The organism is Gaoshiqia sp. US2, assembly GCF_059705485.1.
Genome location: NZ_AP048550.1, coordinates 39,195 through 58,167, shown reverse-complemented (window position 1 = coordinate 58,167; position 18,973 = coordinate 39,195). Strand labels below are relative to the sequence as shown.

At 46.1% G+C, this 18,973-nt stretch carries 15 protein-coding genes and 1 riboswitch; of the genes, 10 read left to right on the top strand and 5 right to left on the bottom strand.

Features of this window, described 5'->3' with window-relative positions:
* Positions 1-2,334: an AIPR family protein gene (locus tag AC6H3C_RS00215; RefSeq protein ID WP_497518476.1), complete on the top strand. Its 2,334-nt coding sequence runs from the start codon at positions 1-3 to the stop codon at positions 2,332-2,334.
* Positions 2,335-2,590: 256 nt separating this feature from the next.
* The gene (tnpA, locus tag AC6H3C_RS00210) at positions 2,591-2,935 is read left to right on the top strand and encodes an IS66 family insertion sequence element accessory protein TnpA (RefSeq protein WP_497516023.1); all 345 of its coding nucleotides are present in this window, start codon (positions 2,591-2,593) and stop codon (positions 2,933-2,935) included.
* 49 nt (positions 2,936-2,984) lie between these two features.
* Here the strand turns inward: tnpA and AC6H3C_RS00205 are convergent, their stop codons facing one another.
* Entirely contained in the window at positions 2,985-3,920 is a 936-nt protein-coding gene (locus AC6H3C_RS00205) for an IS982 family transposase (protein ID WP_497516243.1), read from the bottom strand.
* Between the two features lie 59 nt (positions 3,921-3,979).
* Between AC6H3C_RS00205 and tnpB the strand changes: the two genes are divergently transcribed.
* The 4 genes from tnpB (at position 3,980) to AC6H3C_RS00185 (ending at position 8,647) form a co-directional block, all read left to right on the top strand.
* Entirely contained in the window at positions 3,980-4,366 is a 387-nt protein-coding gene (gene tnpB, locus AC6H3C_RS00200) for an IS66 family insertion sequence element accessory protein TnpB (RefSeq protein WP_497518474.1), read from the top strand.
* Positions 4,367-4,440: 74 nt separating this feature from the next.
* Positions 4,441-6,120, top strand: coding sequence for an IS66 family transposase (gene tnpC, locus AC6H3C_RS00195; protein ID WP_497515906.1), 1,680 nt, complete (start codon positions 4,441-4,443; stop codon positions 6,118-6,120).
* A gap of 366 nt (positions 6,121-6,486) precedes the next feature.
* The gene (locus AC6H3C_RS00190; protein WP_497518473.1) at positions 6,487-7,872 is read left to right on the top strand and encodes an MATE family efflux transporter; all 1,386 of its coding nucleotides are present in this window, start codon (positions 6,487-6,489) and stop codon (positions 7,870-7,872) included.
* A gap of 247 nt (positions 7,873-8,119) precedes the next feature.
* A complete protein-coding gene (locus AC6H3C_RS00185) occupies positions 8,120-8,647 on the top strand; it encodes a mechanosensitive ion channel domain-containing protein (RefSeq protein WP_497518471.1) in 528 nt (175 codons plus the stop codon).
* Positions 8,648-8,653: 6 nt separating this feature from the next.
* Here the strand turns inward: AC6H3C_RS00185 and AC6H3C_RS00180 are convergent, their stop codons facing one another.
* The gene (locus AC6H3C_RS00180) at positions 8,654-10,237 is read right to left on the bottom strand and encodes a calcineurin-like phosphoesterase C-terminal domain-containing protein (RefSeq protein ID WP_497518469.1); all 1,584 of its coding nucleotides are present in this window, start codon (positions 10,235-10,237) and stop codon (positions 8,654-8,656) included.
* A 534-nt stretch (positions 10,238-10,771) separates the two neighbouring features.
* On the opposite strand from AC6H3C_RS00180, the gene AC6H3C_RS00175 reads away from it, so the two are divergent.
* A complete protein-coding gene (locus AC6H3C_RS00175; RefSeq protein WP_497518468.1) occupies positions 10,772-11,530 on the top strand; it encodes a hypothetical protein in 759 nt (252 codons plus the stop codon).
* Positions 11,531-11,558: 28 nt separating this feature from the next.
* Here the strand turns inward: AC6H3C_RS00175 and AC6H3C_RS00170 are convergent, their stop codons facing one another.
* The 3 genes from AC6H3C_RS00170 to AC6H3C_RS00160 form a co-directional block, all read right to left on the bottom strand.
* The gene (locus AC6H3C_RS00170) at positions 11,559-12,164 is read right to left on the bottom strand and encodes a TetR/AcrR family transcriptional regulator (RefSeq protein ID WP_497518467.1); all 606 of its coding nucleotides are present in this window, start codon (positions 12,162-12,164) and stop codon (positions 11,559-11,561) included.
* A gap of 83 nt (positions 12,165-12,247) precedes the next feature.
* Positions 12,248-14,392: a ribonuclease R gene (gene rnr / locus AC6H3C_RS00165; RefSeq protein WP_497518466.1), complete on the bottom strand. Its 2,145-nt coding sequence runs from the start codon at positions 14,390-14,392 to the stop codon at positions 12,248-12,250.
* A 101-nt stretch (positions 14,393-14,493) separates the two neighbouring features.
* A complete protein-coding gene (locus AC6H3C_RS00160; RefSeq protein ID WP_497518465.1) occupies positions 14,494-15,948 on the bottom strand; it encodes a glycoside hydrolase family 32 protein in 1,455 nt (484 codons plus the stop codon).
* Positions 15,949-16,169: 221 nt separating this feature from the next.
* Positions 16,170-16,279, top strand: a riboswitch (SAM riboswitch).
* 191 nt (positions 16,280-16,470) lie between these two features.
* Here AC6H3C_RS00160 and AC6H3C_RS00155 point away from each other — a divergent pair.
* From AC6H3C_RS00155 to AC6H3C_RS00145, 3 genes are all read left to right on the top strand, one after another.
* Entirely contained in the window at positions 16,471-17,631 is a 1,161-nt protein-coding gene (locus AC6H3C_RS00155) for a homocysteine biosynthesis protein (protein ID WP_497518464.1), read from the top strand.
* Positions 17,628-18,038: an NIL domain-containing protein gene (locus AC6H3C_RS00150; protein WP_497518463.1), complete on the top strand. Its 411-nt coding sequence runs from the start codon at positions 17,628-17,630 to the stop codon at positions 18,036-18,038. Before AC6H3C_RS00155 ends, AC6H3C_RS00150 begins: the two co-directional genes overlap by 4 nt.
* Positions 18,039-18,126: 88 nt before the next feature.
* Positions 18,127-18,972, top strand: a complete 846-nt coding sequence (locus AC6H3C_RS00145; protein ID WP_497518462.1) for a UPF0280 family protein — start codon at positions 18,127-18,129, stop codon at positions 18,970-18,972.
* Position 18,973 lies beyond the last annotated feature (1 nt).

Genomic DNA, 18,973 nt, shown 5'->3' with positions numbered 1-18,973 from the left:
ATGGCAACTTACGAAAACTCCGAACTAAACAGATTTTATCAAAATACACTTCAGGAAATAAAAAACCTTCAGGTTAGTCGCGATGAAGGTGGTAGTATGGAAGAGTTATTTACTGAATGGGCTGTTGATTTGCTGGCGGAAGCAGGTGAAACAGAAAATGTAAGGGTGGCATACGATGAAAAAGCTTTAGGTACGAAGAATCAGCATAAAATAAATGCCTATTCTATTTCTGATAATTATGAAACGATTGATTTATTCATTACAGTTTTCAGGGGCACAGATGAACCTGCAAAAATTTCAAAAGATGAGATTGACACTTCATCAAAAAGAATTGCCAATTTTTTCAGAAAGGGAATTTACAAAGATTACGTTAACGAGATTGAAGAATCTTCTCCAATATTTGATTTTGCGCATACATTAAGTAATTCACAGGAAATTAAATCTGGTTTGGTTCGTGTTAATGCAATAATATTAACAGATGGATTATATACCGGAACAATACCTTCCTCTATTGAGATTCATGGGTATCCTTTCTTTTACAGGGTGATTGACATAGAATACTTGTATAACGTTTCTGAAAAATCCCATATACCAATTGAAATTGATTTCGAAGCAGAGGGTTTTGATGTTCCTTGTATTGAATCTTCCACAATCAACGAAGAATATCAATCATATCTTGCAATTATTCCAGGAGCAGCATTAGCAACAATGTATGAGAGATTTGGCTCACGTTTACTTGAACAGAATGTTCGTTCATTTTTGCAATTTACAGGCAAGATTAATAAAGGAATAAGAACAACAATTCTCAATGAACCTCATATGTTTCTGGCATTTAATAATGGTTTGGCTGCAACGGCTGAAGAAATTGAAATTGAAAACTTACATGGAGGTAAATTTATAAGAAAGATTAAGGATTTTCAAATTGTTAATGGAGGCCAAACAACTGCATCCATTTTTCACACTTTTAAAAAAGATAAAGCTGATATTTCCGGAATTAATGTTCAGGTTAAGTTTTCTGTGATTAAAAACAGAATCAATTTTGGCGAAATCGTTTCCCGGATTTCAGAATATGCAAATACCCAAAATAAAGTTTCTATCTCTGACTTAAGCTCTAATAGACCTTTCCATATTGCTTTGGAGAAATTATCAAGGAGTTTGGTTACACCACATATTCCTGGAAAAACTAATCAAACGAAATGGTTTTATGAACGTGCAAGGGGTCAACATAAAAACGCCCGGATTAAAGATGGTTTTACAAAAACAAGGCAAACGGCTTTTGATTTGATGAATCCCCGGAATCAACTTTTTACCAAAGAGGAACTGGCAAAATATCAAAATACATATCAGGAAATAGTTGAAGGAAGAAAATTAGTAGTTGGTCCTCATATTGTCGTTCGTGGTGGTCAAAAAAACTATGTACAGTTTATTAACTACAACGAAATTAAAAATCCTGACAACATTTATTTTGAGGATACTGTTGCAAAGGCAATTCTTTTTCGTTCAGCTGAGAAAATTTACGGAGTAAAGCCAAATGCTATCGGAGATATGCGATATTTAACCGTACCTTATACTATTGCATATTTTGGATATTTATCAAATTACAAACTTGACCTTTATAAAATCTGGAAAAATCAAAGAATCTCAGAACACTTTTCAAGTCTGCTTTATGATTTAATGGTGAAGGTTGAAGGATTTATTAAATCCAATGCACCCGGTTCATTATATGGTGAATGGGCGAAAAAGGAGGAATGCTGGAATGCCCTTAAAAATTCATCTATAAGTTGTGATCTTGAGTTAGTAAAAGATGATTTTATTAATCCCGAAAATCAGACGTTAAGGCGAAAAATCACAGATTCAGATTCTGAGAATCAGCAAATAAAAGAAGATATTGAAAAGATAAAATCAATTCCTTTTAGAATCTGGGATAAAATTGAACAGTGGGGATTAGTTGCTGGAAAACTTACCCAGCAACAAAGGAATACCGCATTAACAATTTCAGGCAGAGTTAGGAATAAATCAAAAGTTAGCGACTATGAGCGGATCACAGGTCTAAAAATTATTGATATTGTAGTTGAGAATGTACCTGAATTACTTTTTGAAACTGACGAGGATTTAATCACAACAGAAACTGCAACCGCTGGGAATGAAATAGAAATTACACTTGATCTGATTAAGAAAATGGTTGACTGGGATAGGAAAAATAAAAAGCTGATGGATCATCACTTCAGATATTTGTGGAACGTGGCTAACAATAAACAGCCTTTTGATATTAGAGCAAAGAAATATGCTGCAACTAATCTCATAAGATTAAAAAGGTTTGGCTTTGAAGGCTGAACCTCACCGTTTCCCTTGTCAATGCGGGTAGCTCAACTCTTTCGTTTTCCAACCGTTTTCCTGTTCTTCCGGCTGTCTGCAAAGTGCCCGTGGTGTACAGTCCGGCCCCCGGGTGCGTCGGTTTTTAACCGACGGTTGAAAGAATGCGCGGTTACAAACCGCGCCACCCGCCCGTTTCGGTTGTTGGTAAGCATTCGGCGTAATACATATTGCCAGCCAGGGGATCTCGCCGTTTCTTTGATGGAAAAAAATGAGGATGACACGATCAACATTTGAGAAGCTCTTCCAGGAGTATCAGGAGTCGGGCTTGAACGTAAAGGACTTTTGTTCCAACCAGGGCTTTGCCCCTTCCACATTCTACTACTGGAAGAAACAATTGGGTGAGATGTCGCGGCATCAGCCCGGGAGTTTTGTTCCGCTGGTCTTTGATTCCAACTTACCGGTTGCCAGTCGGCGGACAATCCAGGCTCCCATCAATAGTTCCGGTATCCCAGGCAATCAGGCTCCCATCGAGTTTGTGTTTCCCAACGGTACAAAAATGATGATAAGAGATAAGGCCGATATGCATTTGCTAAAAGCCATTGTTCACCTGTTTGATTAGAGCCGGATGTTTCATTTACATGGTAAGCTAAAGTAACGTGAGTTTTGGGTTAAGCGACTAATGGTAAATAGTTCAGGAATAAATACTCCCGGAACCTTATATTCTTATTTTTAACCGATGGTTTATGGTCAAGGAACGAGTATGCAGCAAGGCCTGCCAGGACATTGACCATCGCATTTACCGGGCTTCTGTGTCTTGAATGCTCTATATCACAGATATGCTTTAGCAGATCGATGACCGATTCGATCACCCCCCGGCTTTGCAGCCACCTCTTGTCTTCGAAAAACATTAACTTATTTTTCATGTTCTTTTTGGTTTTTGTAATCAACAGGAGCCCTTGTCTTGCCAATGCTTCCCGGAGCTTTTCACTAATGTAGCCTTTGTCCCCGAAAAGCTTTCCGCACAGACCTTTACATAGCTTGACGCCCAATTCAAGGTTGTTGTCCGCCACATTTCCGGGGGTTATAATGAAGGAAACAATCTCCCCAAACTGGTTGATGGCCAAATGCAGTTTCAAGCCAAAAAACCAACCTGTCGAGGTCTTCCCCCTTTTGGCCAGCCCTTTAAAAACCTTGTGCGAATGTATCCGCAGGTTATGGCAAACCACCAGTTTGGCCGAATCAATGTAATAAGTTCCGGTAACTGCCCCCATCCTGCAGGCCAGCAAAAAACAAAAAAGGTATAGCAGCATCCTGGGTTTGAGTTGGACAAAACGGTTGTAGGAAGGCAAGCCTGGAAAATAGCCTTTCAGGTGTACCTCTACAAAGTACCTGTAATAATATTTGAAACATTTGCTCCCCTGTAAATGGTAAAACATTTCAACGGCCATCATCTCACTCATTGATAACCCGCAGGGGACTTTGGATTTTTTGTTTTGCAATACCACGGGTATTAATTTATGCTCTATTTCTTTCTCAAATTGTTGGCAGAAATCATCGGCACAACAAAAAATTTCAATTAATTTTAGTTCCAAATTTTCTGTCATGGGAGCTTTGTTTTATGTTTTGCACTTAAAAGCTCCCATTTTTTTAAATACAATCTCTATTGAACTATCATAAGTTATTAACTAATAGCTGTTTATATCCAAAACTCACGTTAAAGTACTTTCTTTATCCGGCACCGGTGGATATGCGCAAAAGCTTTTACACCCTCAGTGGCATCGTAAGCTCGGTCATGAAACGCGATGTTCAAAGCGGTGAGGTTTTCATTTTTGTCAACCGAAGACTCACCATCATGAAGATTCTGCACCTGGAGCACGGTGGCCTGGTTATCTATCACAAGAAGCTTGAAAGTGGGGTTTTTAAGCTTCCCACCTTCGGTGAAGCCCTCACATCTCAGTCCATTGATTGGCACGATTTGATGATGATTGTAAAAAATGTGAAGCCTAAAAAAAGGCTCTTGAAAAAGCGACAAAGCGAAGCACTTTTTTAGTTTTTTTCAGGCACCAAAAATTGGCTGAAAGCCTTGATTTTACTATCTTTACGCTCATAATCAAACAGTGGTAAATGAGCGATTTTGCAACCGGTAAAGATGTGTTAATCCAGGAGCTTCTTCAGGAACGTGATGAGCTCTTCCAGGAGCTTTCCCGGTTGCGAAAAGTCGATAACGGGGCCTTGGAAGCCCTGGAGTCCAAAAATCAGAAACTCGAGGTTGTCGTAGCTCAAAAAGACCAGCAAATCCATAAGCTTACCGATCAGCTGGCCTGGTTTCGCCACAAGTTTTTTGGGAAATCCAGCGAAAAGCATATTGCAGAAGATCCCAATCAAAGAAAGATTGACTGGGATGGCCTGGATGTACTTTCTGAAGAACAGATCGCCATAAAAGATGCAGAGAAAGAGTTAATCGAGTATGAACGGCGCAAGCCTGAAAGAGAGAAAAAGAACGCTGTTCGCCAGCCGCTTCCAGACCACCTCAGGCGGGAGATAGAAGTAATAGAGCCCGAAGGAGTCCAGGATAACTGGGTACGCATTGGCGAGGAAGTAACAGAAATACTTGAACACAAACCCGGCGAGATTTATGTACGCCGGATAGAACGCCCAAAATACGCCGTAAAGCAATCAGCAGGAGAAGAAAATATTACGAATGAACAGGACCGGAAGGAAAACCCGGCTATCCGTATTGCATCCATGCCACTGTTGCCTTTACCCCGAAGCAATGCCGGCCCTTCGTTGTTGGCCGAGCTGATGATGAACAAATATTTTTACCACCTGCCTTTTCATCGTCAGATTGCCATATTAAAGATGGTCGGGGTAAGATTGCCCGCATCAACCGTTAATGGTTGGTTCCAGGGCAGCAGCGATTTACTTCGGGCGCTTTATCTTCGCTTAAAAGAACTCATTCTGGCATCCGACTACATCCAGGTTGATGAAAGCACCATCCCGGTTATCAATAACGAAAAGCACAAAGCCAGTAAAGCTTACCTGTGGATGGTCCGCTCGGTAATGGACAACCTTGTTTTCTTTCACTACGATAAAGGCTCCCGGGCCGGGAAAGTAGTGGTTGATCTTTTGAAAAATTACCAGGGAGCTGTTCAAACCGACGGTTATCAGGCATACTCAATCTATGAGCAAAAGAAAGGTGTTTTGCTCCTGGGTTGCTGGGCGCATGCGCGCCGCAAATTCTCCGAAAGTCTTCCCGAAGACAAAGCCGGAGCAGGGTATGCATTGGCACAAATAGCCAAACTCTATCAAGTTGAAGAAATGGCCACTGACCAGGAAATGGATTTCCGGCAAAGAGCTGAACTTCGAAAACGGCTGGCCTATCCAATTATGCGTGCCTTTGAAAAATGGATTGAAGGATATTACCCTAAAGCGCTGCCGGGTGGTAGAATGGGCAAAGCGCTGGCTTATACCTACAATCTTTTTATGCGTCTGTCCCGCTATCATTTGGATGGCCGCTACCTGCCTGACAACAACCTGGCCGAAAATGCCATCAGGCCACTGGCCGTAGGAAGAAAGGGGTATTTGTTTTGTGGCAATCATGAGTCGGCAGAGAATGCTGCCATCATGTATTCCCTGCTGGGGTGCTGTAAAGCCAGTGATGTGAATCCCCGGGAATGGTTGACCGATGTATTTACCAGAATCTCATTGTACAACAACAACTACGATTTAGACTTGGCCGACCTTTTGCCACACCGTTGGAAAAAATCCAACAAATGCCAGAGTTTTTCAGAAAACTCCAACTAATTCCAAGAGATTCCAGTAGAACTTAGAAAATTCCAAATCTCAGGCTGGTATCCCCGGTCTAAGAGAAAATTCAGTATACGTGGCAGGCCGAATGCTTACGGTTGTTGTCAGCGTAAGGTAATGCGGTATAATTTTTAGGCATTGATTTCTGTTTTCTGAAACTACCCCAGTAACAACCGTTTCGGATAGAAAAGGAAAAGCTGGCATCCCGGGTGTGCCGGTTTTTAACCGGCGATGGTTTGAATACGCGGTTACAAACTGCGCGACCTGTTTTTTTTATTAAAATACCTGCCTCACGCAACCCTTTGGTTGGTTTTCTGTCCTTATCTTTGTGGATCCTGAAAACAATAAACAAGCTACTTTCACATGACCATCCTACGAAATTACTTTGCCGGTTACCGCGAGGCCGGCGGTATCAAAGAATTACTGACCCTTGCGGTCCCAATGATTATCTCTACGGCCTGCGACGGGGTGATGACCTTTACCGACCGGCTGTTTTTGGCCCGGGTGGGTTCGGAGCAAATGAATGCGGCGATGGGAGGGGGCGTGACCATGCAGATGCTCATGTTCTTTTTCATTGGACTGGCCGGTTATTCCACCGCGCTGGTGGCCCAGTATTTCGGGGCGGGGGAGAACCATCATTCCAGCCGGGCTGCCTTTCAGGCCGTCCTGGTCACCCTGCTGGCCTGGCCGGTCATCCTGCTGCTGAAGCCGCTGGCTGTCGGCTATTTCGACCTGATGAATATTCCTGAGTCGCAGGCGGGCTACCAGGTGCAATACCTCAATATCCTGGCTTGGGGAGGGGTTTTCACCATGATGCGTTACACGCTGGGTTGTTATTTCACGGGCATTGGCCAAACTAAAGTGGTGATGACAGCCACAATTGTTGCCATGATTGTGAATGTGGGACTCGATTATGTGTTGATTTTCGGGAAACTGGGTTTCCCGGTCATGGGCATTGAAGGGGCGGGACTGGCAACTGTTTCGGGCGCTTTTTTTGCCTTGCTGGTTCTGGTCGGGGCCTATTTCAGACGTGAAAACCGGCTGGGCTTTTCGGTGATGAGATCGTTCCGGTTCGACTGGCAAATTATGAAAAGGCTGCTTTATTACGGTTATCCTGCCGGGCTGGAGATGTTCCTGAATTTCCTCGCTTTTACCACCATGATTGCCTTGTTCCATTCGCAGGGCGAAATGGTGGCTACGGCGTCGACCATCATGTTCAACTGGGACTTGGTTTCGTTTATTCCCCTGCTGGGCATTGAAATGGCTGTTATGAGCCTCGTGGGCCGTTATATGGGCGCCGGGAAACCCGATATGGCGCACCGGTCGGCTATCTCGGCGATCAAAACCGGAATTTTTTATTCGATCGTCATCCTCGCCCTTTTTGTACTGATTCCTGAAGCGCTGGTTCGGGTATTCCACCCCCTTGAGCCGAGCGCTGTTTTTGAGGAGGCGGTGCCGGTGGCGGTAGCTATGGTTCGCATAGCGGCTTTGTATGTGCTGGCCGAAGCCATTATGGTGGCGCTGGTAGGCGCTTTGCGCGGCGCCGGCGATACCCATTTTACGATGATTGCCTCGGTAAGCATGCACTGGCTGATTGTTCCGGTGTTGTACCTGAGCCTGAACATCCTGCACCTGCCCGTTGCAACAAGTTGGCTGCTGCTGGTTATCATGTTCCTGCTGTTTTGCACCGTGCTGATTTTCCGGTTCAGGGGCAGCAAATGGAAACAGATCCGGGTAATCGGGGGATAACAGCCCACCGGTCGCCGGTTGGTGATTAGACTTTTACGGTATACCCGTTCAGCGAAATCGCTTTTAACGATCTAAAATGTATAAAGAGTCGCTTAAAAAGGGCAGGGGAGGATCCCACATCAAATAAGTTAAAAAAAGCTCATAACAGAAAGCATAATATTCTAAAAGCAATTTCCCTGATACCTGTTCAGTCCGCACGTAAAAGAACGATGCTTTTGCTTATTTTTGTTTGAAACAAACGAATCAGATGGAAACATATAAAATAGAAATTATCCAAACCGTTGTGGTGCTGGCGCTGTTGTTGTCGATCCGGTTTTTTATCCGGCATTCAATCAATAAAACGCTGAAGACCTTTCATTTCTCCTTGCAGCGGCGCCGGCTCACGGTGAAAATCATGAACTTCTTCCTCATCATGAGCGCCCTGGTGGCGCTGATTGCTATCTGGGGGATTGATAAGGAGAAAGTGCTGCTGTTTTTATCGTCGGTGGTCACTATCCTGGGCATCGCTTTTTTTGCCCAATGGTCTATCCTCTCTAACGTTACTTCGGGCCTGATTCTCTACTTTAACCACCCCCTGCGCCTGGGCGACCACATCCGGATTCTTGAGAAGGATTTTGTGATTGAAGGCATTGTGAACGATGTCACCTTCTTTTTTGTGCATATCGTATCGCCCGAGGGCGACCGCATCACGGTGCCCAATTCAATCATTCTGCAAAAAAACATTTCGGTTTCTCATCCGGAGAAGAACAAAACCGTGCCGGAAAAAAAGAAGTAAGCCGGTTTATGGTTTCGCAGCAATGCGGTAGGTTTTTGTTTGTTGAAAACTTTGCCCGTACCGGTCGGTGACTTTTACTTCAATGATATGTTCTCCCACTTCGAGGTTGACGGGCAGTGAGCCCCGCCACAGGTGTTTACTGGCGGTGGGGTTCGAAGGCCGTCGTCCGTCCAGCAGTTCTTCGGTAAAATCCCATTCGTGCAGCAGGTGAAGGTACGAGGGGTCGTAATCGCTGAAGTAGGTCATTTTTTGCCAGGGCTTATCGTCGATGCGGTAAAACACCGAATCGTGTTCGCTGCCCATAAAAAAGTTCACCACAATGCCTGCCGAGGTTCTTTTGTTCTGTTCAACCAGCTTCGGGGCGAAAATTTCGAATTGGTAATCCAGCGGTTTGCCGGCTGCCTTGTACTGCACCCGGTATTCATTTTTACTGAAGCTCAAAAAGGCATATCCTTTCGGGGTTCCGTCGCGCATGGTCGATGCAGGGACACCCTGCTCGTTCAGCCGGCCGCTGTACCAGTCGCCCGAGGTAGTGCCTACATTGTAGTGGTGGTGCGGTTTCTGTTGCAGCCAGCCGTCGTCCCCGAAAAAGAAATCCTGCCGTTGCAGGTGGGTATGGGCCGACAGCGACAGCGTGTTGGGAAAATCTTTCAGCAGTTCGAACAGCCGGTTCCGGTCGTCGTCGCGGAACGAGTCGCCTTCGTCGGGTTCGCTGATCGGGATGTGGAAGGCCAACACAATCAGGTGGTCTTTGGGTACCAGTCGCAGGTCGTTTTCAATAAATTTGAGCTGGTCGTCGCGGAACCCGCCCCAGTAGCCTTTCCCATCGCGCGGATCGGGATAAAGGATGTTGTCGAGGATAATGAAATGCACCATCCCGTGGTTAAAGGAGTAATTGGCCGGCCCGAAATGCTTTTCGAATGTTTCATCGGCCAGCTGGTCAGTTTCGGCATCGTAGTTCATGTCGTGGTTTCCCATCAGGTTGTACCAGGGAATACCGATTGGTTTAATGGCCTCTTTATAGGGGACAAAAAGATCGAGATTGTCGCCGACCAAATCGCCCAGGCTGAGTCCGAAATCGACCCCCTTCACTTCGCGTAGCTCCGAAACGATGCCCTTGTAAAAGAGATCGACTTCTTCCCGGGTGTAGGGCTGTGGGTCGCCAAAAACCAGCATCCTGAAACTGTCTTTGGGTTCGGAGGCGATCAGGGCAAAATCAACCGATCGGGGGAGTTTTCCGGTGGGCGCTGTGCCTTCGTATTTCAGCTGTGGCGATCCCTGCGGTTTATGGATGTAAAAGAACTGCGGCTGGTTGTATTCGTTCACCGGAATAGTATAACCGGAAGGTTTTATCACGAAAATGATTTGGTCGCCCGAAACAGGCAGCTCGTATTCGCCTTTTGAATTGGTTTCGGTTACTTCCGTCCCATTTGAAACGGCAACGCCGGGAATTCCTTTTTCGTTTCGTTCTTTGCGGTTGTTTTTGTTGAGGTCTTCGTAAACAATTCCTCTGACGCCAGATTGGCTATACGACTTTACCGGAAGGGCGAAAAGTACGGCCAGGAAGAGGACAAACAGCGTTTTTTTCATGATTTAGCGGGTTTTATGCACGAAATGCCGGTTTAACATGGGAGAATTAATTGTTTTTAATTGGTCTAAATTAATAAACAAATTTCAGATGCAGATTACCTGTACCTCAAGACATGGTCAAGAAATGATTAAGAGCAGAAAAAACGAACTGAAGAGCCGGGCTAAGTAGCTCCGGGCCGGATAAGTAAATCGCTTTTAAACGTTATAAGATGTCTCACCCGCTTACGACTGGCCGAAATCAACCACTTCCCGAAAAGAAGGATACAGAAGGTCCGGTTAAAACATCTCGCGTATTAATGAGTAAAGAGTAGCTTAAAAGGGAGGGCAGTGGAGGGTTCCACATCAAATGATTTAGAAAGACGCTCATTACAGAAAGCAAAATATTCTAAAAGCGACTTCCCTGCCGGGGATAATATTCATTTTGATTTGTTTTAAATAAGTCGTAATTTGCTCATTCTGAACATCAACTTACCTCGATATTCAGGTGGCCTTCACCCTAAAACGTGCATTTTATTATAACCTAAGCACAATCAAATGAAAACACATTTTTGGTTTTATATGATCTTACTGTTCGTGCTGCCCGCTTTCGCTCAACCGCAGGAGAAGCCTACAGCCGGCCAGTTGTGGTATTGTTTTGTTGAAACCGTTGATCCGTCCCGGCTGGATGAATACCGGGGGATGAGTATTGAGCTGGCAGAGCTGGCGAAAGAGCATGATTTCCCTTTTGCTTTTTACGTATGGGCCACCCGGGGAATGGAATACCAGGTCTGGTATCCTCTTCAGTCGGTGAATGAGATTGATCAGATCAGGTTGGCCTGGGACGAGCTGATGGGTAAATGGGGAGATTATAAAGCCCGGGAGTTTGGTAAAACCAAGCTGAATAACTTTTCGTTTACCATGACCACGCAAAAGGGCTTGTGTTATGAGCCCGAAAATCCGGCTACCGAAGCTCATGGATTTGAATTTTGTCAGATGCAGGAGTTCTACTTGGTTTCGCACAAACAAAACGAACTGAAAGAGGTGATCAGGGAAGCGAATAAAATACTGGCAGCGCATGATTACCGGGATTCGTGGTACTACGGAGAGGCGGGAATCGGTGTGAACCTGCCTACCTTGTTTTCGTGGTCGTATGCGGCCGATATGATTACTTTTCTGGAGCAGGAAAAGAAATTCCAGGAGCAGTACGGCGTACTGTTTGAACCCCTGTATCAACAGTTCTCATCGTGTATTAAAAGCGTGAAAATTACGGATCTGTTTTACGTGAAAGCTTTTAGTTACGAAAAAGCGCATTGACCGGTTTTAGAAGAATAAGCAGTCGTCATCATCTTTTCATAATCCCGTAGCACAGGATTTTAAGGATGTTATCCACGCTTTTTTCCAGGTTTCTGGCGCCGTAATCTCCGGCGGTCAACGGCATTTCCAATCCTTTGATGGCTGTTGTAATCCCAATAGAGACCAAGGTGAAATCGTACACTTCAAAAGCGTTTTTTCTGACTCCTTCAATCAAAATACGCTTGATCATGCGAATTTCGTCCTGCTCGTACTTTTGTTTGATGTTTTCGATGAATTCGATGGCGGTAATGTCGCTTTCGAGGGCATTGTAAAAATTGGCCAGTCCCCTGAAGGTGGTTAACTTGGTGAGAATATATTCCCTGAGTTTTTCAACCGGGTCGGTATTCCGCATCACCACCTTCTCCAGTTCCCGTTTCAATACGTCAACTTCTTTCAGGATAACGGCCTGAAACAAATCTTCTTTACTTTCGAAATAATAATACAGAGAACTTTTACCTTTTCTGACAGCATTGGCGATATCGTCAAGTGTTGTTTTTTTGTAGCCGTATTTGCTGAAAATATCCTGGGCAATCTTCAAGATGTTTTCGCGGTTGGCATCTCTTTTATTGGTCCCGTTGTCGAGGTTCATCACCATAAATAGGGCGTTTTAAATTACGGAGTGTAAATATAATTCAAATTTTCGACTTTTTTCAAATAAAATTTCAGGAGGTAAAAATACTACTCGTTAACCAGTTTAAAATCAAGCTGTTTCTTTTCGAGGTTGGCTCGTATAATTTCGACCCTGACTTCTTCGCCCAGTTGATAGGTTTTACGGCTGTGGCGGCCGACCAGGCAATAATTCTTTTCGTCGAAAATGTAAAAGTCGTCGTCCAGCTCGCGTAAGGGCACCATGCCTTCGCATTTGTTTTCCAGTTCGACATAAATGCCCCAGTCGGTCACACCCGAAATAACCCCCGGAAATGTCTCGCCAATATGGTCTTTCATAAACTCCACCTGTTTGTATTTAATCGACGAGCGTTCGGCATTGGCTGCCCGGCTCTCCATTTCGGAGGAATGTTTACAGTGTTCTTCGTATTTCTGGCCATTCACCGATCGTCCGCCGTCGAGATAGCGTTCGAGCAGGCGGTGTACCATCACATCGGGGTAGCGCCTGATGGGCGAGGTAAAGTGGGTGTAATAGTCAAATCCGAGGCCATAGTGCCCGATGTTCCGGGTCGAATATTCCGCTTTGGCCATCGACCGGATGGCGAGGGTTTCAATCACATTCTGTTCGCTCTTTCCCTGGATGTGTTCCATCAGCGAGTTCAACGATTTCGAAATCATCCGGGGCGTGGTAGTCAGAATGCCGTAACCGAATTTATTGATGAAGTGATTGAAATTTTCCAGTTTTTCGGGGTCGGGTTTATCGTGAATCCGGTAAACAAAGGTCCGTTCGCCTTTACCGTGTTTCACTTTACCACAAAATTCGGCCACCTTTTTATTGGCCAACAGCATGAACTCTTCAATCAGCTGGTTACTTTCTTTGGCTTCTTTAAAGAAGACCGAAAGGGGTTTTCCGGTTTCATCGATCTCGAATTTCACTTCGATGCGATCAAATGCGATGGAGCCGTCTTTAAACCGCTTCGACCGCAATAACCGGGCTAACTCATTTAGCTTAAGAACCTCGTCTTTCAGGTCGCCTGCGCCGGTTTCGATAATTTCCTGCGCTTCTTCGTAGGCAAACCGCCGGTTGGAATGGATGACGGTCCGCCCGAACCATTCTTTCAGAACTTCGGCCTGGTTGTTCAGTTGAAATACTGCCGAAAAGCAAAGCTTGTCTTCGTTCGGCCGCAGCGAGCACACCCCGTTCGAGAGTTTTTCGGGTAACATGGGCACCACGCGGTCGACCAGGTAAACCGAAGTGGCCCGTTCGTAGGCTTCGTCGTCGAGGATGCTGTTGGGTTTCACGTAATGACTGACATCGGCAATGTGGACCCCGACTTCCCAGACATCATCTTTCAGTTGCCGGATGGACAGGGCGTCGTCAAAATCTTTGGCATCGGCCGGGTCAATGGTGAAGGTGGTCACATCGCGCATATCCCGCCGGTTTTTTATTTCCTCTTCGGGTATTTCGAGCGGGATGCGTTCGGCCGCTTTCAGCACATTTTCGGGGAAGCGGATGGGCAAGTTAAATTCGGCCAGAATGGCGTGCATCTCGGTGTCGTTTTCGCCTGCGTTGCCCAGCACTTCAACAATTTCGCCAAACGGATTTTTTGCCTTGGCCGGCCATTCGGTAATTCGCCCGATGGCTTTTTGTCCTTCTTCGGCCCCGTTGAGCTTTTCGAGCGGGATAAACAGGTCGAAGCCTACTTTACCGACCGGGATGAGGAAAGCAAAATGTTTTGACTTTTCAATAAGTCCGACAAAAGTGGTTTTTGCCCGCTCAACAATTTCCGAAACTTCGCCTTCGAGCTGGTGTTTTTTCCGGTGGGCGTACAGGTAAACCTTTACTTTATCGCCGTCCATGGCGTGGTTCAGGTTACGCTGCGACACCAGTATCGGCTGGTCCACTTCTTCGGCCGTTACATAGGCAAAACCCTGGGGTTGCAGTTCCACCCGTCCGCAAACATAACCTCCGCGCGATTTCAGCTTGAATTTTCCGCGATGCACCTGTTCCAGGGTCTCGTTTTCGGTCAGCTCTTCCAAAGCCATGTTAATCATCCGGCGGATTTCGGCATCTTTCACGTTCAGTTCGGTGGCCAACTGCTTGTAGTTATATGTTTTTTGAGGGTTCTCGTACAGAACGGTGAGTATGGCTTTTTTGAGGTTTTTCTTGTTGAATGACCGGCTCAGGTCGTTTTTCTTTTTTTTCTTCTTAACCATAACGGTGTTTTTTAATTTGAATTGAAGGTAGCGTATTCCACCCGAAAAAAAAAGAGGAAAGCCTGTTGATTGCCTTCCTCTTTTTCTGGTGAAAAAAACAATTATTTTACGGGGTAGATTGATTTTAGCGGATAAATCTCAAGTTTGTCGACCAGCAATTCTCCCCCGGTATTGTATAAAACAATTTCCGTGGCATCCGGTTCAGGCGTAAAGCAGCTTGACATCACCACCCGTCCGTCGTTCCCGAACAGTTCAATGGAAGTACGGTCGAGCAGGATTTCAAGTTTTATTTTTCCGTCTTCCGGTTTCAATACGGCTGTTTTACCCAGGCAACTCAGCGTATTTTTGGTCGCATCGTACCGGATTTCCGTTCCGGCATTATTTTTCGAATTGCGGACCATAAAGCCAAAGCTGTTGACCGACTTCAGGTCGAAGGTCCCGATGATGTGAAAACAATCGCCTTTCACTTTGCTCAGCAGATTTTTGTTGAGGCCCGGGATCAGGTTTTTGTTTTCGATGACGACCGGTTTTCCGTACAGGTTACTGATTTCGCTGACCGGTTTCCGGAGCAGGTACATGCCGTCGAGATAAGTTTTCAACGACAGTTCGCAGGGAAAGCTCATTTGGCCGTTAAAGGGCATCTCGGGATAGTTTCCGTCGCGCATCCAGGCAATCTGGATGGTTCGGCCATCTTCAGCCGGAATGTTGTTCCAGGTTTGGGTGGCGTAGTAATTGGCGCCGTAATCGCTTTTCAGCTTAATGGTTTCGGGTGTAAAGACGGCGCCGTCAAACTGGGCGATATAATACGACCCGTCGCCATCGAAAATCACCCAGCGGGTTTCATCGGGCCGCCGGTTTACGGGGAGTTCTACCAGGTCGGGGCATTCGTAAAATCCGGGCAAATGACTTTGGTACTCCCAGTCAATCAGGTTTTCGGAGGTGTAAAACGAAATGCCCTGTTTGCGTTCTTCGCCATCGGGTTTCCGCCAGATGACCATCACATGTTTTTGCGAGGCCTCGTGCCAAAAAACTTTCGGGTCGCGGGCGTCATCCCGTTCATCAAAAGGGATAAGCGGATTTTTGTCGTATTTTGTCCAGCTGCGTCCCTTGTCGTTGCTGTAGGCCATACGCTGACCGCACTGGTAGCTGGTGTAAAAAATCAGCATCACCGGCTGATCGCCCTGCTGAAGTCCGGTCAGATTTTTATGATCAATAATGGCCGATCCCGACCAGGCGGTGCAACGTTCCTTGTCGCGCGAATCTTCGTCGGCTTTAATGGCAATCGGTAAGTGTTTCCAATTCACCAGGTCGTCGCTCACCGCGTGTCCCCAATTCATGTAGCCCCATTCATTCTGAAAGGGGTTGTGCTGGTAAAACAGGTGGTATTCTCCCTCGAAAAAGATTAGTCCGTTTGGATCGTTCATCCAGTTGGCTTCGGGTGTAAAGTGAAACTGAGGGCGGTACTTCTCTGTAAAGAAGGAATTTTTTTCAGGAGTCGCCGAGGCGAATAAGATCAGGCACAGAGACAGAAGGACAGCGTTTAATGAGTAATGCATGACTTGTTTTGTTTAAAAATTTCTAGGCAAAACAAATTAAACAAAAATTAATCATTCGCCGTACTGGTTTTTCACAGATTCAACCGTAAGAATCATAAAATTGATCTTCGGGCCCGAAAACAACAATCTGTTCATTTGATCCGGATATCATTTGATAATTATCAGTTTTAACACTACATTTGCCGGGAATTATCAAATTATCCCTTCATTACCGGGACTTTTGATTATAACGAAGAGCGGAGAGAGCGGGCTCTGTGAAACTCTGGCAACCATCCGTTTAAAATTTGACGGAAACGGTGCCAAAACCCGGCCGGAAACGGAATTATAATTGAAACCAAAACAACATGAACAGATTGAAAAATAGTATTGTACGACTTTTTCGCTTAAGCCGGATGCACTTTTCCAACAGCCGTATGCGCTGACCGGCGCTTCACCTATTTTCATTTTATAAACGGAAACTGTTCCCGGTTTGGGGACGGAAGTGTTGTATTTCAGCCTTTAGTACACAAAAATTAGTAGGAGATGAGTATCAAAAAGACATACGAAGAAATTAACGAAAAAATCAGGAGCGGGAGGGCCGTGGTACTGACTGCCGAGGAAGTGTCGGCGATGGGTAAGGAGCTGTCGCCGGCCGAAATTGTCAAGCGGGTGGATGTGGTGACTACCGCCACTTTTGGGGCGATGTGTTCCAGCGGCGCGTTCATCAATTTTGGGCATGCCGACCCGCCGATCCGCATGGAGAAAATCCGCTTGAATGGGGTGCCGGTTTACGAAGGCCTGGCAGCCGTTGACACCTACATTGGCGCAACGGCCTGCAACCCGGATAACCCCAAATACGGCGGGGCGCATGTTATTCAGGATTTGGTAGATGGCAAAGAACTGGAACTGGAAGCCTGGGGAAAGGGTACGGATTGTTATCCGCGCAAGTACATCAAAACCAAAATCAGCAAAGACACGGTGAACGAAATGTTTCTGTTCAACCCGCGCAATGCGTATCAAAATTACAACGTAGCGGTAAATGCCACCGAGAAGATTAAATATACCTACATGGGTACGCTGCTCCCGAACCTCAGGAATGCCACCTATTCGACTTCGGGCGAACTGAGCCCGCTGTTGAACGACCCCGAATTCAGAACCATCGGACTGGGTACGCGGATCTTCCTGGGCGGAACCGAGGGATATGTGGTTTGGCCCGGAACGCAGTTCAACACCAGCAAACCAAAAAATGAGTTTGGCGTTCCGGTCAGCAATTCGGCAACCATCGCGGTAATCGGCGACTTAAAGAAAATGAGTTCCGAATATTTGCGGGCTGCTTATTACGAAAAATACGGGGTGAGCCTTTTCGTGGGCATCGGCATTCCCATACCGGTGCTGGACGAAGACCTGGCCAGACGGCTTTCGATCCGTAACGAACAGATTGAAACCACCGTACTCGATTACGGAAGCGAAGGTACCCCGGCGCTGGGACGTGTCAATTACGAACAACTTCGTTCGGGAAATATTAAGGTGAACGGCAAAAAAGTACGCACAGCGCCGGTTTCGAGCCTGGAAAAGGCCCGTAAGATTGCCGGCCTGCTGAAAGAGAAAATTCAAAAAGGCGAATTTGAACTGACAAAACCGGTCATGACCTTTCCATCCAATACGGCGCTGAAAGGGCTGAAAGAAACAGGAGGTGAATCATGAGAAAGAAGCGGTATATCCTGAAGTTTCCGGCGCAAAGCGGCGATAAGCCGTTGAGCTATCACCTGGTAAAGGATTACGATATCCGGATCAATATTCTGAAGGCCGAAGTGTGGCCGGGAAAAACCGGCAGCCTGTTGCTCGAGCTCGAAGGTACAGCCGATAACCTGAAGAAAGGGATTGCCTGGCTGGAAGAAAACCAGGTAAGCTGCGAACCGATCGATAAAAAAATCAGGTGGAATCATCAGCAGTGCATCAATTGCGGAAACTGCACGGCTGTTTGTTTTCCCGGTGCCCTGACCATGAACAGTAACTGGGAGCTGGATTTCAATCCCGAAAAGTGCATTGTGTGCGAACTGTGCGTTCCGGCCTGCCCGCTGAACCTGTTCGAGATCGATTTCAGGGATTAGAAGCCGCTTCCGGTCTCCCCGAAGGGAGGAGCCAGGGATCTTCAACCTGAACTACTTAAGCAGGGTAAATGAGTGAATCTGAAATAACATGAAGAAAAAAGATAAGCAAAGAAAACCCGGCTCTTTTTCCCCGATGGAGGGGGAAGAGAGAGCGCTTTCGTCTTTCTCAGCGTTGGGAAGCTTAGGGGGCGTCATGCCCCGGACTTATCGCAACAGTTTTTCGACAGAGCGTTTCCAATCGTTTGTGATTACATACAAAGATTCCGATTTGTGGGTGGGTATCGATCATGCCTCTTTCAACAAAGAAATGGCTGAGCGGGCATTGGCTAAACTCGTGGAAATACGCGATGAACTGGAAGCCTATATCGTGACCGATCCCTTTTTCAAAAAAAGCCTGAAACCCTATCCTGCACATGAAAACGCTCCGGAAACAGCCAAAAAAATGGCAGCCGCAGCCGAAAAAGCCGGTGTTGGCCCTATGGCCGCGGTGGCAGGCCTGTTCAGCGAAATCGTCGGGCAAACGCTTCTGGAGAACTTTGCCGTCAACGAGTTGGTTGTTGAGAACGGCGGCGATATTTTTCTGAAGCTGCAAAAACCGCTGATTATGAGTATTTTTGCAGGAGAATCTCCCTTATCGGGGATGGTAGGCTTAGAAATTACCGCTGAACAAAGTCCCCTCGGTATTTGTACTTCAGCAGGGACTGTTGGCCCCTCGCTGAGTTTCGGTAAGGCCGATGCGGTTATGATTGCCTGCCGGGACACGGCGCTGGCCGATGCTTTTGCTACCGGCCTGGGGAATTTGATTAAAAAACCGGGCGACGTGGAAAAGGTGCTGAAACGCACGGAAACGTTCCCCGGGATTATTGCCGCCGTGCTGATTTGTGAAGACCAGATTGGCATCCGCGGCGAGTTTGAAATGAAACTGATAGGTTAAA